A 22,486-nucleotide genomic window follows, 5' to 3' on the forward strand; every position below is an offset into this window, starting at 1 on the left:
GCTATCTATCGCATTCTCCGCCGATCATGTTAATCATGTCGAATGTGGGAACGATATCGGCGAGCAACCGACCTTTGACCAGCCTCGGCATGGCGGCGGTCAAGGCAAAACAGGGCGGCCGCACTCGACACTTGACCGGCTTGCCGCTGCCGTCGCTCACCAAATAAAATCCCAACTCTCCATTTCCGCCTTCCACAGCCTGGTACACTTCACCGGGCGGCGGCTTGATGCCTTCGATGACCGTCTTGAAGTGGTAAATCAGAGAATCGATGCGGGAGTAGATTTTTTCCTTGGGTTCCATGCGCACCTGGGGCATGCGCACGTTGATGGGCCCATCCGGCATTTGGGCCAGAGCCTGTTCTACAATGCGGATGCTTTGCTGAATTTCTTCCATGCGCACCAAGTACTTGTCGTAATTATCGCCCGTCTCTCCGATGGGCACTTCAAAGTCCATGCGATCGTAGACCAGATAGGGCTGCGCTTTTCGCACATCGTAGGGCACACCGCAGGCTCTAAGGCACGGCCCTGTAAACCCGTAGGCAATGGCCTCTTCCGCCGAGATAGCCCCCACGCCACGCATCCGGTCGATGAAGATGCGGTTCTTAGTCAACAGTTTGTCCACGTCCTTCCACAGACGGCGGACTTCTTGAAACACATGGCGCACTTTTTCTTCAAAACGCTCAGGAAGATCGTTTTTCAGGCCCCCGATGCGCACGTAGTTGACGGTGACTCGAGCGCCGCACAGGGACTCGATGAGATCCCAGACCAGTTCCCGAGCTTCCACAAAATAGAGGAAGGCCGTAAAGGCACCCAATTCCAGACCGGCCGCCGCTACGTTGGTCAGATGGTCCGCCAGACGAGACAGTTCGCAGGCAATGACCCGCAAATACTTGCACCTTTCGGGCACATCGATCCCCAAAAGCTTTTCCACAGCCAGGGCATAGCCCGTGTTGTTGATCAGAGGAGAGACGTAATTGAGGCGGTCCGTGTAGGGGATCACCTGCTGCCATGTGCTGTTTTCGCACATTTTTTCAAAGCCGCGGTGAAGGTAGCCGATCTCCACGTCGAGGTCCACGATGGTTTCGCCCTCGAGGGTGGCCAGGAACTTCACCGTGCCATGGGTCACTGGGTGGGAGGGACCCATGTTGATGACCATGAGTTCGGTATGGAGGTCTCTGGCGATCTCAGTCATGGCTTCGCGCGTATCCGTTGGAGTGTTAGTTGATGGGGCCGATCAAGGGCTGCCGCTTCTTTAAGGGATAGTCCTTGCGCAACGGATGCCCTTCAAAGCCTTCGTAGAGCAGAATGCGCCGGAGATTGGGATGCCCTTGAAAGATGACGCCGTACATGTCGTAGGCTTCCCGCTCAAACCAGTCCGCGGCAATCCACACCGGGACCACCGAATCGATGGTAAGGTCCGACTCGGGCATCAGAGCTTTCAGGCGAACCCGCCGATTGTGCGCCAGGGAATAAAGATGGTAGACAACCTCAAAGCGTGGCTCCCGGCCGAGATAGTCCACCACCGTGAGGTCCATCATGAAATTGTACAGCAGATCGGGATCATCCCTGAGAAAGAAACAGATGTCCCGAATCTTGTCCTTGCTGACGATGGCCGTGTCGTCCCCTCGATATTGGTGCGTTCCGACCACGGCGTCCGGAAACTTCTGAGTCAGCTTCTTGAGCGTGACGCTTTCGTTCATAAGCCCCAATCCTCGTCTGCCTCCGGCCCTAACACCGGCTCACCGGCGCTTCACCCCGCGGCCAATCCGACCACCGCTCCTCCTTGACCTTTTGTTGCAACTGTAAAAGACCATCCAAGACCATTTCCGGGCGCGGCGGACACCCCGGCACATAAATGTCGACGGGAATCAAGGTATCGATGCCCTGCACCACGGAGTAGTTGTCATAAAACCCCCCGGATACGGCGCACACGCCAAAGGCAAAAACCCACTTGGGTTCCGCCATCTGGTTGTAGACCTTGACCAAAATAGGAGCTTGCTTGTGGCTGATGGTCCCCACCACCATGAGCAGATCCGCCTGGCGGGGTGAAAATCGAGGCAGCGCCGCGCCGAACCGGTCCAGGTCGTAACGCGGGCCAGCCACGGACATGAATTCCATGCCGCAACAGGCCGTCACGAAGGGATAAAGGAAAAAGGAATACTTGCGCGCCCAGTTGACCGCCGCTTCCAGCCGAGTCAACACGACGCTGCCGTCCAGTAGCCTTTCCGGCCCTGTGCTTTCCCGTGCCTTCGTCATCAGGTCACGCGTCGCTTTCCATCGCGAAAGCTTCAATCCCATTCCAAGGCTCCTCTGCGCCATATGTAAGCCAGGCCGACGGCCAAAATGAAAACGAAAAGCATCATTTCCACAAAGCCGAACCAACCCAGATCGTTGAACAGAACCGCCCAGGGGTAAAGAAACACGGTTTCAATGTCGAAGATCACAAAGAAAAGGGCCACCAAGTAGAACTTGACCGAAAACCTCTGCTTGGGGTTAACGATGGGGCTCTCGCCGCATTCGAAAACCTCCATCTTTTCCGCAAACTTCTTCTTCGGCCCGATGTAGGTGGTGGCGACGATCATGCCAGCGGCCGTAGCCGCCGCCAGGAAAAGCATCATGAGGACAGGAATGTAAGGGTTCATCCGCGCGATCCCATGTCAATGGTTCTCACTGCGCCGCCAAGGATCCCAGCTGGGATTGTGATCCTTGGCACGCACCATAGCCCCCCTTTCGCCCGGCCACGACTTCACAGCCGCATATGTAACGGCCAGATGCCCACAATGGCAAGAATCTATAGCGCCCTTATCAAGGGCGGTCAAGAAATTTTTCACGAACCTTTCTTCCCAACGATCACGATGCCACTGCGCGGCGGGCTTGACGGGCCAGTCTTTTTAAGGCTGCAAGGTCTTCGCGGCGAAAGCCAGCACGCTGGCACGCAAAAAACGAATTGTTGTGGGTTAAAGGTTCCGCTTCCAATGGATAGGCACTGATTTTCACCGCTTCGAGCCACATGGGCGTTCCGGGAATGGGGGAAAATTCCGCCACAAAAGGCTGGGCCTGCGCCTTTTGCACCACTTCGATGGCTTCCGCCACCTCTTCCGGCGTCTGTTGGGGAACGCCTGCCAAGAGATAGACCCCGATGTTTTTGGAAGAAAAACCTGCTCGATGCAAGTTGTCCACGGCCTGGTGAAACATCTTGAGGTCAGTCTTGCCGCCCCACCGACGTTGGCGCTCAGCGCTGGTCGTTTCCAAACCCAGCCGCACCGTCACAAAACCCGCCTCAAACAAAAGGCGGCACCATGACGGATCCGTCAGGGCCCGAACATGAAGAGCGTTGGGGGTGTGAAACCTTAAACGCAATCCTGTGCGTAGAACCCTCTTCAAAAGCTCTTTGAGCGCCACCTTTCCGTTCAAGAGCAGCGCATCGTCGTAAAAAGCAAAATCGCGAATTCCTGTGTGCTCATGAAACCGAAGCATTTCATCAAAGATGCGCTGAACCGAAAAGGCCACCTGCTCTTTCTGCAGAACCGACGACGCGCAATACGGACACCGGTACGGACAGCCCAGGCTCAACAGCAGCGGCCCATAGGTCGGCGAAGGAATGAGGTCCAGCGCCGGTGCGGGAGCCTGGCTAAGGTTGTGCCAGGCCGCACGGTTCTCGAAAGAGAGGCCCAAAGCCTCTTCCAGCGCTTTGGCCACCTGATCCATGGAGCCGACCACGACCCGGTCGGCTCCACTGTGCCTTTGGGCGTGCTCTGTACACAAACGCGCATAGATGCCCCCGAGCCATACAGGGACGCCCGGCCAGATGTCCCGAATATGAGCGATGGTTTCCTGAACACCAGGATACCAATAGGTCATATGGCAGGTGACACAGATCAGATTCGGTTTGGGCACATGGGAGAGCTTGTTTCGGAAACTTTCCGGATGGATACCGTAGCGAAAATAGGGGCGCTTCAAGTCCGCCAAGGGCGCGGGAACAGCAATGGGCGTTTTGTCGTACTTTCCCGTCCCAAAGGCATCGTCTCGGCCGGGCAGAACATCGGCACGCTCTTGCGTTTCCGGGTCATGGCGCTGGAGACAATCGACCAAAAAGACGCGGCACCCTCCGTCGCGCAGAAGAGCCCCCAGAAGCAGCAGTCCCAGGGGTTTGGCCCACATATCATAGGCGGCAAAATCCGTAATCCACGGATTAACGAGCAGCACGGTAGGGCAGCGGGCCATCCATTCCCTTCCTTTGTCAAAACCGTTTGCCATTCTGCGGCGGCCTTTTATATCTTGCGGCGGTGGCTGGGGTCAAAAACGAGAGGGAAGAATGCATGCGAGCCGTCGTGCAGCGCGTTTCTCAAGCCAGCGTAGAAGTGCAGGGGCAGCAGGTGGGAGCTATCGGATTCGGCCTTCTGGTGCTCCTTGGCGTGGGCCGCAAAGACACCGAGGCGGACGCCCGCTACCTTGCGGACAAAATAGTGCATCTGCGGATTTTTGCCGATGACGAAGGGAAATTGAACCGTTCGGTCCTGGAAACAGGCGGGGCTGTTTTGGCCGTGTCCCAATTCACTTTGTGGGGCGATTGCCGCAAGGGACGCCGCCCTTCGTTCGTGGAAGCGGCACCGGCCGAACCCGCACGCCGTCTTTACGAGACTTTCGTCCAGGCGGTGAAGGCCTTGGGAGTTCCCGTCGCCACCGGGGTTTTTCAGGAAACCATGTCCGTCCATTTGACTAACGACGGTCCCGTGACCCTGCTCTTGGATAGTCAAAAAACATTCTAATGGAAAAGGTCTAGAAATGTACTCAAGAACACCAAGAGTCGAAGGGCAGCAAGCCGAAAAGAAGCGGCCATAGCCTTGCCGGACACGCGCTAACAACTGAGAAACGCTTTTAACCTGATGTCTAGAGGAGCCATGATGAACGACAACACCGTGCATACCACTGGAGCCCGTGCGCACGCGACGGCACCCAATGGAGAGGACATTCCCATTCTTGTGGACCGTGAAGGAGACTGGTTTTACGGAGATCGGCCTATCTTTCGAAAGGAAATCCTCGAGACCTTCTACCAATGCCTGCGCCTCCTTCAGGACGGGCGCTACGTTCTGGAATGGCAGGGCCGTCTCTATCCCATTGACGTGGCCGACACGCCCTTTGTCATCACGCGCGTGGACCGCGTCACCAACGGCTCGGAAAAGACCTCCATCCGACTGACCTTTAAGCATCTTGCGGAAACCGAAATTTTGGAACCGGAAACCTTGTGGGTCGGCCCGGAAAACGTGCTTTACTGCCGCGTCCGTCAGGGGCGTTTTCCCGCGCGCTTTTCCAGGCCCGCCTACTATCAGGTGGCCCAATGGATCGAACCCTTGGACGACACTCGATTCGCCCTGCGGCTCGGCCAACGGCTTTATCCCATCGCCCAGCCCCAAGACCTTACCGGAGGCGGGCTGAACGGCTCATGAACCTTCGAGCGGCTCGAGGAGGACGACGCGAGCGGGCGCCATGCGTTTTTTGACCATATCCGACGTGGTCAGTGCGGAACTCTATCCCGTGGCACACTCCGAGGCCTTGGAACCTCTGGATGCGGTGCTGTCTTGTGGCGATGTGCCGCCGGAATACTTAACCTACCTGGGCCACGATTTTCGCGTGCCCGTGTTCTACGTGCGCGGCAACCATGACCTTCGCCATGCCAGGCGACCTCCACAAGGCGCCACCCATGTCCATGGCCGCCTTGTCCATTTCAAGGGACTGCGCATCGTCGGCTTTGAAGGCTCCATGTGGTACAACGGCGGCCCCATGCAATACACCGAAACTCAGATGCAATGGACCGTCTGGAAAACCCGCCCGCTCATCTGGTGGCACGGCGGCGTGGACATCGTCCTCGCCCACGCGCCGCCCCGAGGCTTCGGCGATGGAAACGACCTATGCCACCGTGGGTTTCGATGTTTCGTCCGCTTCATTCGTTCCCACCAGCCTCGATGGTTCCTTCACGGGCACGTGCACCGCACCTTTCACGAGCCCTCTCAAAGGCTCCTTCGGCTTGGAGACACCATTATTGTCAACACCGTCGGCTGGCACATTCTGGACACAGACCATGAAACGATGGCTCGCTCGGCTCGGGCTGTACAACCCAACACCTCGCGAACCCCCCGGCGCTGAGGGCTTTCATGAATGGCAGCGCGAGGACGGCAACTTTGAATGCCGGGATCGCGGCCTGCGTACGGTGCCCCTGGCCAAGATCGTCGGCAGCGTTGGCCGATACCAGGATTTCGACGAACGCTTTCGGCTGAAGAGTCGAAAGCCCTCGGAGCGGCTTGAACAGATCAAGAACGCCATGCGTCAGGGAGCCGCCCTGCCGCCCGTAAAATTGTGGCAGATTCGAGATGTCTATTACGTGGAAGACGGCAACCACCGCGTGGCCGCCGCCAAGGCCTTGGGCCACGACGAAATTCTGGCCCACATCGTGGAGTTTATCCCCTCCGGTGACAACCTTCGGGACGCCATCTATCGTCAACGGGCCCATTTCCTCGATGTCACGGGCCTTCACGCAGACATTTCCCTCACCGAACCCGGCCAATACGACCGACTACTCAGCCAGATTCAGCGCCATCGGGAATACCTTCAAGAACGGGAACGGCCAGACATCACTTTGAAGGAAGGGGCGGCGGATTGGTACCTTCACATCTACCGCCCCCTGACGGGGCTGTTGTCCCGCGCACGCCTGGCCGAGGGATTACCCGGCCGAACCACCGCCGACCTCTACGCCTACGTGTCTGTGCGCCTCTGGGAAAAAGGGGAACGGCGCCAGTACGGCATCGGCCTCAATGACATGCTTCCCGACGATATGGAGGCCTTCAGGGAAAAAATGAAAAACGCCGACACGCTCCATTATCCGGAAATGCAACGAACCATCACGGCTTTTGTCCTCATGAACGTGCAAGCCAAAAAAGAAAACCGCATTGTGGAAAAGCTTCTGGATCTGGAAGAAGTTCGGGAAGTGCACAGCGTCTTTGGCGATGTGGATCTCTTAGTCAAAGTGCAGTTGCATCGTGACCTTCTCAGTTCCGATGCGGAAACCATTTCCCAATTCGTTCACGAAAACATCCGCCAACTGCCCGGCGTGATTGCCACCAAGACGCTCATTCCCGGAACCTCCCGCATCAAAAATTAACTATCCGCCTTTCTTGCCCGCAGCGCGGCGCCGGCGCTTTCAGGCTCACCCACCCAGACATAACCGGCCTTGTGGAGACACCCTTGGGACCGCCAAAACGCCGCACAGGACAATGCGAGCCACCACCAGTGGCATGGGCACCCCGTCGCGCTCGAGGGCCATCCACACTTGCGTAATGGAGCTCACGAAAGCCCGAGGTCGCGGAACCTTTTCGAGAACACCTTCTACAGAACGAAACAAAACGCCCTCGAAAAGCCATTCTCGAACGGCCTCATAGGTCCTGGAACTCATGCTTTGAAAAAGCGCATCACATCACCGGCGCACGGCCTTTAGAAGGACTTGGTGTGAACGACAATCACCAACCATACCCGCACAAACCATGGAGTTCCAGGAAGCTTTCGGCCAACCGGCTACGGGTCTCGGCCGTTACGGTTCCGCCACCACCGCCTGTGGAATGCTCACATGAATCACGCCCCGAAATTCCTCGGCTGCATAGCCTCGAGCCCGGTCGCCGGGGTAAAGGGTGTCCAGGGCTTGCCTGACGTTTTCCGGCATTTTTTCTTCCAAGCCGTGGCATGTGAGGCACAAGCCCGTGGTGCGGATCGGTTCGAAGTAATGATAGGTCTTGTTATGCAGCCGCAGCACGGCTTCAAGAGGCTCTTGGGCCTGGGCGCGGGCTTCCATCTCGTGGAGCACTTTTGCTTCCATGGCGTCGGGCCGATTCATCTCATTGCGCCATCGAAGACTCGTGCGCTTCACGGTCATGGACGGCACGTCCATGAGGCGCGGTATGCCCTGGGTCAAAAGCAATGCCTTTTGCGCACAGACTCGAATGGCCTGCCCGGGACCCCCTGCCTGTATGGCAGAGGTCAGCTCCGACTTCAAGACCCGTTGCAGTTCAAACGCCGCATTGGCTCCCAACTGTCGAGCCCGTTCTTCTTGTGGCGCCGTCTCCGCCGCCCCAAGACACACGGCGGCCAGCAGACCGACCACGACAAGCCTTAGCACTTTCGAAACCTTTGGCACGGAACACCCCCACGCTCATTGTTCTCAGCCTTTTCATAGGCAGTTATTATACAATCGCATTGATCGTTGACAGAGATAAAACAATGTTTAATTTTAGGTCAAGGGGGAATGTGGGGGCAGACGAGGCATGCTTTGGCTCAGCAGAAGATCGTGTTCAGAGGCCGCTGAGCCACGGGAAAGGCGAGAATGGAGGAGACGAAAGATGCGAAGACGTGCATGCGTGTGGGTTGCTTTATGGATCGTTGTGGTTTTCACCGCGGGCGCCATGGCCGCGGACCCGCCTTCGGACGAAAAGAAAAGAACAAGTCTCAATAAATATGTGACGGCCATGGAAGCCTATGAAATGTGGAAGGCGGATCCTCAAAAGGTCAAGATCGTGGATGTGCGGACTCCGGAAGAGTACGTCTTTGTGGGCCACCCCGCCATGGCCGTGAATATTCCATTGGAGCTTTGGACCGGTGAGTGGAACGCCGAAAAGAAGGATTTTCCTTTGGCCCCGAACCCCAATTTTGAAGCCCAGGTCAAGGCACGATTTCAACCCAACGACGTCCTCCTTGTCATGTGTCGCTCGGGACACCGCGCCGCCAAGGCCATCGAACGCCTGGTGGCTGCCGGCTTCACGAACGTCTACAATATCGTTGACGGTTTTGAGGGTGATAAAATCAAAGATCCGGAAAGTTATTACGACGGCAAGTGCATGAAAAACGGCTGGAAAAATTCCGGAGCTCCCTGGACCTACAGCCTGGACCCTCAACTGGTTTTCATACCCAAGCCGTAAGCTTCAAAGGTTCAAGGCCCCCACGCCCATCAAGGCCTCCCCCTCAGGGATGAACGCTTTGTCCTCCTTTGTTGACGCCCGATCCACCTTCAGCCGTAACCCAATTCCTCGAGGCGCTCATCGCTGATCCCCAAGGCATGGGCGACCTCATGAACCACGGTGCGTTCGATTTCTTCCATGAGCTCTTCCCTGGAGCAGCACAGCTCTTCCAGCGGCTCCTGAAAGATGTAAATGGTATCCGGGTATAAAGGGGGGGCCGTCAGACTTCGCTCCGACAAGGGCACGCCATCGTAGAAGCCCAAAAGAGTCTCTTGGGGCGAAAGCCCCAACTCCGCCAGCAGTTCCCGGCTCGGCCGCCGTTTCACGGCAATCACCATGTTCTGGAGATGTCGCCGAATGTCCCACGGAATGCGCTCTACGGCCTTTTCGACGATCTGTTCAAACGCCTTGCGGTTGAGCCGGATTTTTTTGCCCGCCATGGCCGGATGTCCCCATTCTGTGTAATGCCGTCGAAATACGGAAAAAACCCGCCAGGTTTAATCCGCCTGGTAAAAGGATTCGTCGAATTCAGGCCGTCCCGCATACTTTTTCATGAACCGACCGGGATAAAGGGCGGCGCTTTCCAGAAAGGATAGGTCCACCGGAATGCCGGCTTCATGAAATGCCCGGGCCACTTCGGCCGGCTTGGGCGGGCACCCCGCTACGGCGATGGGATGACGAATGGCCCCATTGTCTCGATGCAGGCGGGTCATACAACGTCCTAAAAGGATCGTGTGTTTCATGCCCGGCGTGGGGCTCATGGCCTTTCCCGTAAGCACCTCCACATCGTCCCACGGTGTACCGTGCCAGGCGCGAGCCACGGCCGTCAGAATCAATCCGTTCATGAACGAACAATAGGTGCACAGCGTGTCGTCGTACTTTCGATACCTCACTCCTTGAATGCCCATGGCGGCCATGCCCATGGGAAGTGTTCCCTGATCATTGTAGTCAAAAGTGTAAGCGTGAGGACGCCTCAGGGCTTCCAGCGAGGCCCCTTCAATGAGCACATCCGACAGATCCCCGGAACGACCGGCGTCGTGGGCGGCCCAAGCCAGGTGCGGCACTTCCTTGGCCGAATATCCCAAAAGCGCCGCACCCAGCAAGTCCGCCGACAGAACATTCTGTGAAGCCACAAGAACATTCATGCGATGGGCCGTACCGTCAAAAACTGGACCCCGCTCGTTGCTGTAGATGCCGTCGATGAGCGTAAAAGTGGGGGGCAAGGCTTTGGGTAAAGCCGCCACCATGCGGTGGAGGTTCCAGTGTGTGTCGAGGCTGTGACAGCGCTTTCGAGACGCGAGATCAATCAATCCCTTCACATTTTTGATCCCCAAACTGACCACGGTCTGCGCGTGGGTTTTGAGTACGGGTAGGTTCACGATGAGATCGCTGTCCAGGGCGTCCACATTAAAATCCAGTTCCACGCCATCGGTAATGGGCACCTTGCGAAAGGGCCTCTGAAACACGTCCACCAGGTGAACGCCGTAGCGCTTGGCCAGCGTTTCATATCCCAAGGCTCGAAAAGCCCTTTCGGCCAGTCCCGTGTCCTTGGGGTTCAGATTCACGAGACCTTCGCCGAGAAGGAGGCGCTGCACGCCGGCTTCCTTAAGACAGCGCACCACATCTTCCACCACCCGTGTGGTGGTGATGACACCCCATTTGGGAAAAGGGGTCTCGGAAGTCCAGCACACCACGTTGGGTTTGACAAAAACGCGGGTGTGCGGCCCCACGGAACCAAAACCCCCGGCAGCCTCCACCGCGCGAACCACCGAGTCATAAGGCTTTTCATATTTTATAAGCCCGACGCGATGCTTGCTTTCCATATTTCCCTCTCGCCCCGCGAAGAGCATCTCCGAGAACGCCATCAGGCGGAGCGCCGCACGGCACGATCTCCGGCTGGACCCGAATGGCCATGGAACCCACAGCGGTCAAGGGTTGCGGCTCACGCCGCCCCTACACTCAAGCCCATGCGTCCATGAACGGCCCAGCCTTTTCAGCTCGTTTCGACGCCACAATTAGACCCCACTGCTATGGTCGGACAATGTCCTTGATCGGGCCTTCAGAAAGGAGCCTCAAGAGGCCCCGTCTTTTATCGAATGGCGGCATGGTATTCCTGAAGGGACTTGACGTCCCCGTGCCCGCGGCGCCACGCCTCGATACCCCGCGCCGCCGCTTCAGCCGCCGCAATGGTCGTGATGTACGGTATCTTGTATTTCACGGCGGCTTTGCGAATATAGGAGTCATCGTATTCGCTGCGCCGACCGCTGGGCGTGTTGATGACCAGTTGAATTTCGCCGTTTTTCACAGCGTCCACAATGTTGGGCCGGTCTTCATGCATCTTGTCGATGGGGTCACAAGGCAGGCCATTATCCCTGAAATAGCGGAAGGTACCGCGGGTCGCTCGAAGGCGGAATCCCATCTGAAGAAACCGCTTGGCCACTTCCAGAGCCGCCGGCTTGTCCTTGTCGGTGACGGTAAAAAGCACGCAGCCTTCTTCGGGAAGCCGCTGCAGGGCCGCATCTTCGGCTTTGAAAAACGCCAGCCCAAAGGATTCCGCCAGGCCCAGCACTTCCCCTGTCGAGCGCATTTCAGGCCCCAGCACCGGATCCACTTCCGGAAACATGTTAAACGGAAACACGGCTTCCTTGACCCCGTAATGCCCGAGGGTCCGCGTGCTGGAAAGGCCCAGATCCGCCAGAGTTCTTCCCATCATCAGCTCCATGGCCAGGCGGACCATGGGAATGTTGCACACCTTGGACACCAAAGGCACCGTTCGCGATGCTCGAGGATTGGCTTCCAGCACATAGACCGTGTCCTTGGCGATGGCGTACTGAATGTTCATGAGACCCACCACGTGGAGTTCCACGGCAATGCGGCGCGTGTATTCTCGAATGGTTTCCAGATGGCGCGCCGGTATGCTGATGGGTGGTATGACACAGGCGGAATCCCCCGAATGAATACCAGCCCTTTCAATGTGTTCCATGACCGCCGGGACAAAGGCGTCCTTGCCGTCCGCTAAAGCATCGGCTTCCGCCTCGATGGCGTCTTCCAGAAAACGGTCGATGAGAATGGGCCGGTTCGGTGTCACACCGACGGCCGCCCGAACATATTCGCGCAGCATCTCTTCATCGTAGACCACCTCCATGCCTCGGCCTCCCAACACATAAGAAGGCCGAACCATCAGAGGATAGCCGATGCGCTGCGCAACCTCCAAAGCTTCCTCCAAGGTGGCGGCCATGCCCGAATCGGGCATGGGAATGCCCAGTGCTTCCATGCGCTTTCGAAAACGATCGCGATCTTCCGCCAAGTCGATGGCATCGGGTGAGGTGCCCAAAATGGTCACGCCCGCTTCGGCCAGTTCTCGGGCGATGTTGAGCGGCGTTTGGCCGCCGAACTGGACCACGACGCCCATGGGCTTTTCTTTTTCATAGATGGCGAGCACGTCCTCCACGGTGACGGGTTCAAAGTAGAGCTTGTCCGAGGTGTCGTAATCCGTGGAAACGGTTTCGGGGTTGCAGTTCACCATGATGGTCTCATAGCCCATCTCCCTCAAAGCAAAGGCCGCATGAACACAGCAGTAGTCGAATTCGATACCCTGGCCGATGCGATTGGGACCTCCGCCAAGGACCATCACCTTTGGGCAATCCCTGGATGGAACCTGATCGGGCGCGTTGTAAGTGGAATAGTAATAGGCGGCATTTTCCACGCCGCTGACGGGCAGAATCTGCCATCCGTGCACGATGCCCAGCTCTGTGCGTCGTTGTCTGATGGCCGTTTCCGGAACATTCAAAAGCATCGCCAAGTACCGATCGCTGAAGCCGTCCTGCTTGGCGCGGCGCAACAAGTCGTCGGGAAGCTCTCGACCTCGATAGCCGAGAATTTCTTCTTCCAGAAGGACCAGCTCCCGCATCTGTTCCAGGAAGTAGGGCTTGATGAAAGTCTTTCGGTAAAGGGTATCGATGTCGGCACCCCGGCGCAGCGCTTCATAGATAAGAAAATACCGTTCACTGCTGGGTTCTGCCAGCATTTCCAGGAGCTCTTCCAAGGTTTTGGTGTGAAAGTCCTTGGCAAATCCCAAACCGTATCGGCCGATTTCCAGGGAACGCACCGCCTTTTGCAGGGCCTCCTTGAAGTTTTTCCCGATGCTCATGACCTCTCCCACGGCCCGCATCTGGGTCCCCAGCCTATCGTGGGATCCTGGAAACTTTTCAAAGGTCCATCGGGCGAATTTGGTCACCACATAGTCCCCCCAGGGGGCATATTTATCCAGGGTGCCCTCCTTCCAATAAGGTATTTCGTCCAGGGTGAGCCCGGCGGCCAACATGGCCGAAATGAGCGCTATGGGAAAGCCCGTGGCCTTGGAAGCCAAGGCCGAAGACCGAGAGGTTCTCGGGTTGATCTCAATGACCACCACACGCCCCGTTTTGGGGTCATGGGCAAACTGAATGTTGGTGCCTCCGATGACCTCAATGGCTCGCACAATGGCATAGGCCGCTTGTTGCAAACGTTTTTGCAAGGCGGCATCGATGGTGAGCATGGGGGCCGTGCAAAAGGAATCGCCCGTGTGCACCCCCATGGCATCCACGTTTTCAATGAAACACACGGTGATGCACTGGTCCTTGGCGTCTCGGACCACTTCCAATTCCAGTTCTTCCCAGCCCAGCACCGATTCTTCCACCAGAATCTGCCCAACCATGCTGGCGGCAAGGCCTCGGCCGGCCACCGTACGCAGCTCCTCCACATTGTAAACCAGCCCCCCTCCGGTGCCACCCAAGGTGTATGCTGGTCGAATGACCACGGGATATCCCAATTCGGCGGCAATCTCTTCGGCCTCCTGCACGCTGAAAGCGGGGCGGCTGCGGGGCATTTCAATGCCCAAACGGTCCATGGTCTCTTTGAAAGCAATGCGGTCTTCTCCCCGTTCGATGGCCTCCGCCTGCACACCGATAATGCGCACGCCATAACGATCCAGGATGCCCTGGCGATGGAGTTGCGCCGTGAGGTTCAATCCCGTTTGCCCGCCCAGGTTCGGCAGCACCGCATCGGGGCGCTCCTTGGCAATGATCTTTTCCAGGTATTCCACCGTAAGCGGCTCCACATAGGTCACATCGGCCATACCTGGATCGGTCATGATGGTGGCGGGATTGGAATTGACGAGCACCACCTTATAGCCGAGCTTGCGCAAAGCCTTGCAGGCTTGCGTGCCCGAGTAGTCAAATTCGCAGGCCTGCCCAATGACAATGGGGCCTGATCCGATGATCAACACCTTGTGAATGTCCTGTCCTCTGGGCATAGGGGAACCGCCTTTCGAGTCCAAAGTTAAGGGATGTCGCATCGCAGCGGAAAAGCGGGCACACGGCCCGAAGTTCGGCGGGGGACTATAGCAGAAAGGATGCCGTTCTGCCTAGGGTGTGCTGCAGCGAAATGGGGCAGGGGAGGTGGGCCACGGCAAAAAACGGGCCTCGGCACCCTAAGGCGCCGAGGCCCAGTTTTGTGAGCTTCTTGTCAGGGCATCGGGCGTTCGGCCACTCGGAGCGTCTCCAGGTAGACCTTCAGTTGGAGCGGCGCAGGCCGCGACCCCCATGTCGACGCGGTTTCCCCGGCCGTTCGGCCCCATGTGAAGATCGCGCCATGCGGCGCTCCTCCACTGTAAAGTCGAAAGGACGCGGCCAAACCATTGTCGGACACGCTTTTAGCCGGCCACCTGCTGTAACCCTTCGACAATCCACGCTTGAGTGGCCCCATGGCGCCGAAAATGCCACAGCTCTCGAACCTGCTTGGCCATTTCCTGGTCCGTTTCCCGCATCATGACGTCAAAGAGCACCGACGCCACCGTATGCCCGTCCAATTCCCGCACTTCCAAAAGCTCGGGGTTAATCCACAACAGGTGCGTGCGGCTCGGTGGAGCATCCTCTTGGGCCTGGCGTTGAATTTCCTCAAAAACTTCGAGGGACACCAGCGGTCGTATCGCCTCCATGTCCCGCCGATCCCACGCTTCCTGCAGTTGGACATAAAGCGCCTTGGCTTTTTCCATAAATTCCTGAGCATCGAAATCCTGAGGGACCCTGGGCTGAGAAGGGCTGGAAGCCGATGCCGCCGCAAACCCACGGGTCCCCTCCTCACCCGGGTCGCCCCCTGTGTTCGCCCAGGTCGGCGAGCCGGTCGTGTTGAATCCTGTCGCTGACGACGTCGCCAATCGCCTCGCTTTCAAAAACCGAAACAGAAGAAACAAGGCGCCGCCGATAACGAGAAGATCCAAAAGACTCGGGCCTCCCCAGGCATGGGTGCCCCCAAAAAGCAGCGACCCGAGAAGACCCCCCATCAGAAGACCACCCAACATGCCTCCCCACGAACGCATCGGCGACGATAAAGGGGACCTGGCTATGGCGCCGCCGCTCATGGACCCGGGGTCTCGCTGGGGTGTGGTATAAGACCTGGACGGTGCCGGAGTGCTGCGCTGATAGCTGGGCCGGCTTCCAAAGGATTTTCCACCACCAAAGCGCGCCGCGTCCGCCACGTCGGCCCAGAGAGACCACAGAAACAAACCCACAACACACAACCCGCACAGCGCAAGAAAACGTCTTCTCATCATGGATGCTCTACCTCTCCTTTGACCTTCAAGCTTTCACGCGGTGCCTGCAGTTTGAAAACCTGTTGCGTTCTTCAAACCGATTTCGTAAGTGAAAAGGTAACTGAGGTATGGAGGTAGGGCAACTCAAAACGAACGGAGGGCTTTCGATGATCCTCACCACGACCCCGAACGTCGATGGTCGTCACATCACGGCTTACCTCGGCATCGTCACGGGCGAAGCCATCATGGGGGCCAACCTCTTTCGCGACCTCTTTGCGGGGATTCGAGACATTGTGGGTGGCCGTTCCGCGGCCTATGAAAAGGAGCTGCGCAAGGCGCGAGAGACGGCTCTTGAAGAACTCAAGGCGGCCGCCCTCAGCCTGGGAGCGGACGCCGTGGTGGGCATGGACATCGATTACGAGGTGCTGGGGGAAAAGAACGGCATGCTCATGGTCAGCGTCAGCGGCACGGCGGTGCGGCTGGGCTAGAATGGGTTGCGGGGCGTGTTGAGGTAGAGGCGCAGCCGCGCCAGGTCAAAGTAAGCTTCCGCCAAGCCCAGTTTCAAACAGGTGACGAACATTTCGCCGTCTTCCACCCCGATTTGCTGCGCCATATATTCCTTGACCAACTGCAGGCAGGCCAGATTGGCCGGGAGTCCGTTCCACAGGTTCCAACTGCGAAAGTGGACGCTGAAATGCAGCTTGCCGTACTTGATGGCCGTGTCCACACCCCGCAGGCACTGCGTCGTTCCGGGTTCCTTTTTGTTGAACGCGTTGGTCACGGTGCGCGTGCGAAGAACCTGTCCCGTGGCTCGGTCCGAAACGCGAATCACTTCCTCGTAATCCACGGACTCGTCGTAAAAAAGAAGGCTTTCGGGGCGCCCCACTGTCATGTAGCAGTGCTTGGTTCCAGGACCGTTCTTGCGGTAGTAGTCGATCACCCACTCGATTTGCCAGGCCAGATCCTGGCCATAAGTGTAATGCTCCCCGGGCTGCGCCACATCCGTCATGTAATAGGGAAGGTACTTTTCCGCGTAACCGGGCTCCACAGGATTGGGAATGCCCACTCCCGGAGGAATATCCGGCTCCAGAGGGCGCGTGCCCGGGTGGGTGATCTGCGCGGAAACAAAATCCAGCTCCCAGCGCTTGGTGGGCGTGCTCCCCTTCTCGACCTTGTATTCCCGACCTTCCTCCACGGCCTTGCGCACCAGCTGATACCATAAATCGGGAATGTCCCGCGCCACCACAAAGGCCGGCTTTAACATGCCCCGTTCCTTTCCGTCATCTTCAGCATCCAGGATCCCAGGGAAACCTTTGAGCTTGTCCGAGAACACCTTCCGTAGAAGCGGCCCACGCTGCAACGCCTGATCGCGCCTCGCGGCGCTCCTACAGAATGCAATAAAACGGCTCCCAAAAGCCATTCTCGGACACACTTCTAGCCGCGGGCCGTGATTTCCTGTAAAGGGTACTATGAAGAGCCGGGGCGGCCGTGTCAAGGCACCAAAAGCTTCGAGATAAGGGTCGAACGGCTGCAGGATTGCTGCAAGGAAACCCCGAGGCGCAGTGCAGGAGCGTTGTCGGGAAAGCGTTTTCTTGGCGTCAGGATCGGTGCGTACGGCGCGATGAAATGGACCACGGCCTTGGTCCCTTCCGAGAACGCCCATTTTGGCCAAAGGCAGCGTTCCGACTCATTGAAATTGCCCTGCCGCAAACTGTAAACAATGTGTTTTGGGACAAGCGCCTTGCGGTCCGTGGATCAGCGGACGGCGCGAAGGCCGTCCTTGGGAAAAACTGAGCCTCGCAACCGCTTCATCAGAGCAGAGGAACCTTCCCAGAGCATTTTCCGGTGAGTTTTAGAAGCGCCAGGTGAACCCAAAATCCACACTGTTTTCACTCAAGGTCGACTTCAGAGAAACCGGTTGGCCCGTCATATCCGTTTCCGTTTCTTTGATACTCTTTTCAAAGGCGTGGACGAACCCGGCCTGCAGCGAAAAGCGCGGTGTAAACTCGTAGCCGACACCCAAAGTCACATGGTGCTCCACAATGGCCGGAAACCCCACGATACGAAAGGTTTCGTAGTAGTAAGTGGGCATGGTCTTTCCCTGAACGGATACCGGCGCCGGTCCCTGAAAGCCGTCGATGGTGTTTAAGGGATTCTTGCCGTAACAATAGCCGGCTCGCAGAGTGAGCTTGAAAAAAGGTTTGTATTGGGCCCCGATCCCGAAAACCCATTGATCATCCCAATCGATTTCTTGGTATCCATTGGCCTCGGACCAGTTGAGCCATTTCAGGTCGGCTTCCAGCAGGAACTTGTTGTTGAGATGGTAGGCGGCACCAAAGGCGATCTGGTGAGGTGATTCCAGCTTGAGGCGATCTAAGGTTCCATCGCCGTCAAAGTCGGCCACATCGTCGTGGTTCACATTTTGAGGAGAGGTGTAGCTGATGCCGAAAGAGAGGCTGTCCGTCGCTTTGAAAATGGTGCTCAGTTGCACACCGACGCCGTAGCCGGCGGAAGAGCCTTGCCGCAGGTCTAGGGTGGCATAATCGACGTGGAGCGCCGGACCAAAGGAAAATTTTTCAAAGGGTTGAAAGGTGATGGCCGGAGCGAATTTCATGATGGTTAATTCAGTATAGGCTTCGGCAACCAGAGGAAAAGATCCCATGGGGCCGAAGATGCAAAAAGCCGGTTGATCCACGGCCGTGCCTTTGTAGTCCACCTCAAGGCCGAAACGCCGTAGGTGGAAAGACCGAAGCGCCAAAAGGGCGGCCGATCCGTTATGGGCACCGCAAGGCCGATAGCGGGAATGGGCTAGACCTTTTCTTCACTATCCGCTGAAAATCATTCCGCCTTTCCTCCTTCCTTTTTGAAAATCCCTCAGTTGCCGTTGGTGGCCCTTCTCATCGAAAGGTCGCCGTCGCACCTTTTTTAACATGTTGACCTTGTGGATGATATCACAAAAGCGGCTCCTCAAAAGCCGCGCCGCGGCACACGGCGCGCCGCCATGCCCTTTTGCTCGACAGGCCCGCGTCCCGGGACCTTAGGAAAGGTCCAGTGCGTCGGCCACCATGGAGGTCAGGAACTGGACGTTCACGCCCAAATCGTAGTGTTTGTTGAGATCGCTGAGCTGGGTGTGGCAGTTTTCGCAGGCTGTGGCCAGGATCGTCGCCTGGGTTTGGCGCACCTGTTCGGCCTTGACTCGCGCGGATTTCATACGAAAATCCAAGGTATCCTCGCCCAGGGCCACCAGCCCGCCACCTCCGCCGCAGCAATAATTATAACGGGGATCCGGAGCCATTTCTCTATAGTCTTCGGCAAGCTGTTGCAAAATATAACGGGGCTCCGTCAGAACACCGCCGTTTCGAGCGATCTGACACGGGTCGTAGTACGTGATCACCTGCCCCTGAAAAACGTCCTTGCGCACACGAATGCGACCTTCCCGAAGATACCGTGCGTGGACTTCCGTCACCAAGCTGACTTTAAAGGGCTGGCGCCCAGACAATTGCTTCATGACCCGATAGGCCGTGCCGCACTCACAGATACACACCTCCTTGACTTTCAGGCGTAAAGCTTCCTGAACAATGCGGTCCAAAATGAGCTTGGTGCGGGTGGGATCCCCCACAAAGGCGCCAAAATTGACCGCTTCAAAGAAACTGAGGGTCCAGTTTTCTTTTGCGGCATTGAAAACCGCCGCCGCTGGAATGATGGAATGGGCACCGGCCAGGGCCACATAAAGGAGATCGCCCCCCCACATCCACGGGAATGACGGTTTTGCCCTCCGCTTCCATCTTCCATTTTGCCACCACTTGCTGTTCCAGGTTCTTGACCCCCTGAAGAAATCCTTCTTTGAAAAACTCCAGGGATCGCCCCTTTTCAATAGATGTGTCCGCCAGAAGGGTCAGAATCTCCGGCTCCGCATGCGCACCCACGAGAAGCAGCTTGGCGATGGACATGATCATCTGGGTGTCGATGCCGAAGGGGCAATAAACCATGCACCGGCGGCAGCCTGTACAGGAGTAGGCCGTGTCGTAGAGCTCTTGCAGAGCCGCCTCGGTCAGTTCTTTCGCGTCCCCGTAACTGGGCCACAAGGTGCCCTGAGCCTTTAAATATTTCTTATAGATACGTCGAACGATTTCCGCTCGATAGGCCGGGATATATTTCGCCTGGGGCATGGATTGATAGACATGGCAGGCCGTGGTGCACACGCCGCACCGCGTACACGTTTCCAAATAATATACCATGGCCCGATTGAGCTTACTTTGAAAGAGCTTGAACAGTTCCTCTCGCGTCTGGGAGTCCATGGCTAGCCTCTCTTTAAAAGGTTCATGGGCAGGGCCAGGAACGTGTGCATCATTTTCGTGAACGGAAAAAACCATAAGAAACACATTGGCGAAAAACACAGGAAGCACCAGCATGAACCCATGCCCGGAATAGACGATTTCGTCCGGCACAAAGGGTTTCAGGTCACCAGGCTCCACAGATAAGCTCGATAGGCCTCGACACCCAGCACATCATAGTCGAATCAGCGCCGCGCCCAATCCATCTGGCTGCCAAAAATCACGGTGAGAAAGAGAAGAATCAGCAGGTAATAGTCTTCCGGAACGGAAAGGTCGCGCACGGGCGCGTGAAACCGCCGAAAGAAAAGAAACAAAAGGGATACGGACGCCGCCAGCCCGACAAAGCCTTTGCCCAAAAAGACCTCGTGGGGCACGATCTGCAAAAGGCGCCACTGGGCAAACAATTCCAGATGCCCGATGATCAGCAGGGCCACGGCCAGATGAAAAACCGCCAAAAAGAACCACAGAACGGGGCTGTGACGAAGAATGGAGGGCATGAAAAAGGTGTCCGCCACGGCGTAGAGCCATGCGGGGTCTTTCTTGGGAAAGATCTGCAACGTGGCGCCATGAGCGGGTCGGCGGGCCGTTTGCGCGAGACGCCACGCTGTCCCGAAAATGAAAACGGCGAAAGCCGCGTACACCATGGGAACCAAAACCAGATAATAGACGGTCTGCATGGATTCCCCCTCGAGGCCAAGAGCCCTGGCCCTTGATCCACGACCTGCCGAACCGGCCGTCGGCACCGACCGCACCGGCCCGGCAAGCTGTGGAAACCGTGGCCGACATCACACCGTGCGTTTGATAAAAATGCGAATGATGCCGTTTTCCTGCTGCGTCCCCACGATCTCATTGCCACTGGTGCGGGCCCAGGCTGGAAAATCCGTCAAGGATCCCGGATCGGTGGTCTGCGCTTCCAAAATCTGGCCCACCTGCACTTCCTTGATGCCCTTGCTCACCTTCACCACCGGCATGGGACACGGCAGCCCCTTCAAGTCCATGACCATGTCTGCCTGAATCGACTCACTCATGATCCATCCTCCTTGTCCTGAGACAAAAACAGCCCTCGATCTCTTCACGCCTCTTGATGAGGCGCCGAAGCCTAAATGAACAACTGCACGCGGCTGTCCATGGCTTCTTCCAAAAACTTGGCCACACCGCAAAAGTCCATGGACGGGTACTCAATCATCTCTTCTCGCTTAAACCCCATAAGTTCCATGGAAAGCTCACATACATAAATCTGCACACCCAATTCTCCGGCCAAAGCGATCATCTGGTCCAAGCTGGCCACGTTTTTCTGCTTCATGAGATGCTTCATCATGGTGGTGCCCAAGCCGCCCATGTTCATCTTGGACAGCTTCACCGCACAAGCTCCCTTAGGCAGCATGGCCCAAACCATTTTCCCCAAAAGGTCTTTGTCTTTTACCTTTTTGCCGGCATCGCGCAGAATCGGCGTGGCCCAAAAGGTAAAGAACATGACCACCTCCATGCCCATGGCCACGGCCCCTGTGGCAATGATGAAAGCCGCCAAGGCTCGGTCCAAATCGCCGCTGAAAACCACCATGGAAAGCTTGTTGGAAGGAACTCTTCTGTGGAGCGCATCCAGCTGCGCCCGCAACTCCGCCACCTGTTGTTCCACCGCCGCCAAATCCTGCGTCATGATGACCTCCGCTGCCCAAGTCTTTACCTTGTTAACAGTGTTAACTATATGGCCAAAAAAAATCTTTAGTAACTATCTGCCCTTGGCCGTAATGAACCGTCCCTGCTCACAGGGAGTGAACCAGGCCGCGGCGCTTTTATCGGCTCGCAAAGTGCCCTTCTGGACCATTCCTCCCCCCGTCTCCAGGAGCCTGTCCGAGAACACCTTCCGTAACAGCGGCGCGAGCCGCGACGCCTGATCGCGCCTTGCGGCGCTCTCCACAATGAAAGGAAAAGGCCCTCGAAAAGCCATTCTCGAACATCCTCCTAAGAAAACACCTTTTCTTGGACCGTTTCCATGCTGGTGCGCAGCCGCTCCAAAGCCGTCAGCACCGCCGCGCGCTCCTCAGGGCTCAGTTCCTGCAGAATCATCTCATGCACGGTGCCGATGAAGGCGGCGATTTCTTCACAGGTGGCCCGCCCCTTGGCCGTGAGATGAATCAGTCGAATGCGCCCGTCCGTGGGGTCGTCGATGCGCGCCACCAAGTCCTTGGCCAACAGGCCCGACACGATCTTGGTCACCCGGCTCTTGGCCACATCCATCTTCTGGGCCAACCCCTTGACCGTCAGGTATTTGTCCTCGCGAAACAGCATCAAACACCGCAATTCCGCATCAGGAAGACCGAATTTCTTGGAAAGATGCGCCGCCCGCGTCTCGCAGGACAGAAGCACCTCTTCCATGAGCTGCTGAAAGCGCCGCACCTGCAATGCAAAATAACCGTCCGATGAATTCGTCTTTTCGTTCATAGTGTGAACATATGAACCCGAAAATTTCAAGAGGTCAAGAAAAAAATGAGGGGCCGTGAGACGGAGTTCCAGAGCCGGGGTGGTTCGAAAAAGGGGAGCGCCCTGGACTTTTCGATTGGGTCTTGGCGAACGCTTCCCTT

At 57.1% G+C, this 22,486-nt stretch carries 25 protein-coding genes; 6 read left to right on the forward strand and 19 right to left on the reverse strand.

The window, feature by feature from the left end:
• Position 1: 1 nt before the first annotated feature.
• The 5 genes from ACUVSA_RS08185 to ACUVSA_RS08205 all read right to left on the reverse strand — a co-directional run bounded on the left by ACUVSA_RS08185 (position 2) and on the right by ACUVSA_RS08205 (position 4,224).
• On the reverse strand, positions 2-1,192 hold the full coding sequence (locus tag ACUVSA_RS08185; protein ID WP_445894434.1) for an NADH-quinone oxidoreductase subunit D: 1,191 nt from the start codon (positions 1,190-1,192) through the stop codon (positions 2-4).
• A 25-nt stretch (positions 1,193-1,217) separates the two neighbouring features.
• Positions 1,218-1,700: an NADH-quinone oxidoreductase subunit C gene (locus ACUVSA_RS08190; protein ID WP_445892991.1), complete on the reverse strand. Its 483-nt coding sequence runs from the start codon at positions 1,698-1,700 to the stop codon at positions 1,218-1,220.
• Between the two features lie 28 nt (positions 1,701-1,728).
• Positions 1,729-2,256, reverse strand: coding sequence for an NADH-quinone oxidoreductase subunit B (locus tag ACUVSA_RS08195; RefSeq protein ID WP_445893003.1), 528 nt, complete (start codon positions 2,254-2,256; stop codon positions 1,729-1,731).
• A gap of 32 nt (positions 2,257-2,288) precedes the next feature.
• Entirely contained in the window at positions 2,289-2,642 is a 354-nt protein-coding gene (locus ACUVSA_RS08200) for an NADH-quinone oxidoreductase subunit A (protein ID WP_445894435.1), read from the reverse strand.
• Positions 2,643-2,850: 208 nt separating this feature from the next.
• A complete protein-coding gene (locus ACUVSA_RS08205; RefSeq protein WP_445894436.1) occupies positions 2,851-4,224 on the reverse strand; it encodes a B12-binding domain-containing radical SAM protein in 1,374 nt (457 codons plus the stop codon).
• A 95-nt stretch (positions 4,225-4,319) separates the two neighbouring features.
• Between ACUVSA_RS08205 and dtd the strand changes: the two genes are divergently transcribed.
• The 4 genes from dtd (at position 4,320) to ACUVSA_RS08225 (ending at position 7,156) form a co-directional block, all read left to right on the forward strand.
• A complete protein-coding gene (gene dtd, locus ACUVSA_RS08210) occupies positions 4,320-4,769 on the forward strand; it encodes a D-aminoacyl-tRNA deacylase (protein ID WP_445892988.1) in 450 nt (149 codons plus the stop codon).
• 132 nt (positions 4,770-4,901) lie between these two features.
• Entirely contained in the window at positions 4,902-5,447 is a 546-nt protein-coding gene (locus tag ACUVSA_RS08215; protein WP_445894437.1) for a hypothetical protein, read from the forward strand.
• 40 nt (positions 5,448-5,487) lie between these two features.
• A complete protein-coding gene (locus tag ACUVSA_RS08220) occupies positions 5,488-6,144 on the forward strand; it encodes a metallophosphoesterase family protein (protein WP_445894438.1) in 657 nt (218 codons plus the stop codon).
• Positions 6,080-7,156, forward strand: coding sequence for an Lrp/AsnC ligand binding domain-containing protein (locus tag ACUVSA_RS08225; RefSeq protein WP_445894439.1), 1,077 nt, complete (start codon positions 6,080-6,082; stop codon positions 7,154-7,156). Before ACUVSA_RS08220 ends, ACUVSA_RS08225 begins: the two co-directional genes overlap by 65 nt.
• Before the next feature lie 45 nt (positions 7,157-7,201).
• Here ACUVSA_RS08225 and ACUVSA_RS08230 read toward each other — a convergent pair whose 3' ends face one another.
• Together ACUVSA_RS08230 and ACUVSA_RS08235 are read right to left on the reverse strand one after the other, a co-directional pair.
• Positions 7,202-7,342 carry a hypothetical protein gene (locus ACUVSA_RS08230; RefSeq protein ID WP_445894440.1) on the reverse strand — a complete coding sequence of 47 codons (141 nt, stop codon included), beginning with the start codon at positions 7,340-7,342 and terminating at the stop codon, positions 7,202-7,204.
• Between the two features lie 240 nt (positions 7,343-7,582).
• A complete protein-coding gene (locus ACUVSA_RS08235; RefSeq protein WP_445894441.1) occupies positions 7,583-8,164 on the reverse strand; it encodes a Tll0287-like domain-containing protein in 582 nt (193 codons plus the stop codon).
• Between the two features lie 220 nt (positions 8,165-8,384).
• Here ACUVSA_RS08235 and ACUVSA_RS08240 point away from each other — a divergent pair, with 220 nt between their 5' ends.
• Positions 8,385-8,960 carry a rhodanese-like domain-containing protein gene (locus ACUVSA_RS08240; protein ID WP_445894442.1) on the forward strand — a complete coding sequence of 192 codons (576 nt, stop codon included), beginning with the start codon at positions 8,385-8,387 and terminating at the stop codon, positions 8,958-8,960.
• Positions 8,961-9,049: 89 nt separating this feature from the next.
• Here the strand turns inward: ACUVSA_RS08240 and ACUVSA_RS08245 are convergent, their stop codons facing one another.
• The 4 genes from ACUVSA_RS08245 to ACUVSA_RS08260 all read right to left on the reverse strand — a co-directional run bounded on the left by ACUVSA_RS08245 (position 9,050) and on the right by ACUVSA_RS08260 (position 15,591).
• Positions 9,050-9,439: a metallopeptidase family protein gene (locus tag ACUVSA_RS08245; protein WP_445894443.1), complete on the reverse strand. Its 390-nt coding sequence runs from the start codon at positions 9,437-9,439 to the stop codon at positions 9,050-9,052.
• Positions 9,440-9,496: 57 nt separating this feature from the next.
• Positions 9,497-10,822 carry a DUF362 domain-containing protein gene (locus ACUVSA_RS08250; RefSeq protein ID WP_445894444.1) on the reverse strand — a complete coding sequence of 442 codons (1,326 nt, stop codon included), beginning with the start codon at positions 10,820-10,822 and terminating at the stop codon, positions 9,497-9,499.
• 266 nt (positions 10,823-11,088) lie between these two features.
• The gene (gene carB, locus ACUVSA_RS08255; protein ID WP_445894445.1) at positions 11,089-14,292 is read right to left on the reverse strand and encodes a carbamoyl-phosphate synthase large subunit; all 3,204 of its coding nucleotides are present in this window, start codon (positions 14,290-14,292) and stop codon (positions 11,089-11,091) included.
• Positions 14,293-14,691: 399 nt separating this feature from the next.
• Complete coding sequence (locus tag ACUVSA_RS08260; RefSeq protein WP_445894446.1) at positions 14,692-15,591, reverse strand: Tim44 domain-containing protein; 900 nt, start codon at positions 15,589-15,591, stop codon at positions 14,692-14,694.
• Between the two features lie 146 nt (positions 15,592-15,737).
• Here ACUVSA_RS08260 and ACUVSA_RS08265 point away from each other — a divergent pair, with 146 nt between their 5' ends.
• A complete protein-coding gene (locus ACUVSA_RS08265) occupies positions 15,738-16,058 on the forward strand; it encodes a heavy metal-binding domain-containing protein (RefSeq protein WP_445893188.1) in 321 nt (106 codons plus the stop codon).
• Here the strand turns inward: ACUVSA_RS08265 and ACUVSA_RS08270 are convergent.
• The 8 genes from ACUVSA_RS08270 to ACUVSA_RS08305 all read right to left on the reverse strand — a co-directional run.
• The gene (locus tag ACUVSA_RS08270) at positions 16,055-16,834 is read right to left on the reverse strand and encodes a thymidylate synthase (protein ID WP_445893182.1); all 780 of its coding nucleotides are present in this window, start codon (positions 16,832-16,834) and stop codon (positions 16,055-16,057) included. The two genes, ACUVSA_RS08265 and ACUVSA_RS08270, sit on opposite strands and share 4 nt — an antisense overlap.
• Before the next feature lie 588 nt (positions 16,835-17,422).
• Positions 17,423-18,328 carry an OmpP1/FadL family transporter gene (locus ACUVSA_RS08275; protein ID WP_445894447.1) on the reverse strand — a complete coding sequence of 302 codons (906 nt, stop codon included), beginning with the start codon at positions 18,326-18,328 and terminating at the stop codon, positions 17,423-17,425.
• A 279-nt stretch (positions 18,329-18,607) separates the two neighbouring features.
• A complete protein-coding gene (locus tag ACUVSA_RS08280; RefSeq protein WP_445894448.1) occupies positions 18,608-19,297 on the reverse strand; it encodes a (Fe-S)-binding protein in 690 nt (229 codons plus the stop codon).
• Entirely contained in the window at positions 19,212-19,868 is a 657-nt protein-coding gene (locus tag ACUVSA_RS08285; RefSeq protein WP_445894449.1) for a 4Fe-4S dicluster domain-containing protein, read from the reverse strand. The genes ACUVSA_RS08280 and ACUVSA_RS08285 overlap by 86 nt, the downstream gene beginning before the upstream one ends.
• Before the next feature lie 221 nt (positions 19,869-20,089).
• On the reverse strand, positions 20,090-20,581 hold the full coding sequence (locus ACUVSA_RS08290; RefSeq protein ID WP_445894450.1) for a hypothetical protein: 492 nt from the start codon (positions 20,579-20,581) through the stop codon (positions 20,090-20,092).
• A 108-nt stretch (positions 20,582-20,689) separates the two neighbouring features.
• A complete protein-coding gene (locus ACUVSA_RS08295; protein WP_445894451.1) occupies positions 20,690-20,932 on the reverse strand; it encodes a sulfurtransferase TusA family protein in 243 nt (80 codons plus the stop codon).
• Between the two features lie 71 nt (positions 20,933-21,003).
• Positions 21,004-21,561 carry a DsrE/DsrF/DrsH-like family protein gene (locus ACUVSA_RS08300; RefSeq protein WP_445894452.1) on the reverse strand — a complete coding sequence of 186 codons (558 nt, stop codon included), beginning with the start codon at positions 21,559-21,561 and terminating at the stop codon, positions 21,004-21,006.
• Positions 21,562-21,866: 305 nt separating this feature from the next.
• A partial coding sequence (locus ACUVSA_RS08305) for a MarR family winged helix-turn-helix transcriptional regulator (RefSeq protein ID WP_445894453.1) occupies positions 21,867-22,486 on the reverse strand: 620 nt, incomplete at its 5' end.

It is taken from the genome of Desulfosoma sp., assembly GCF_052743555.1.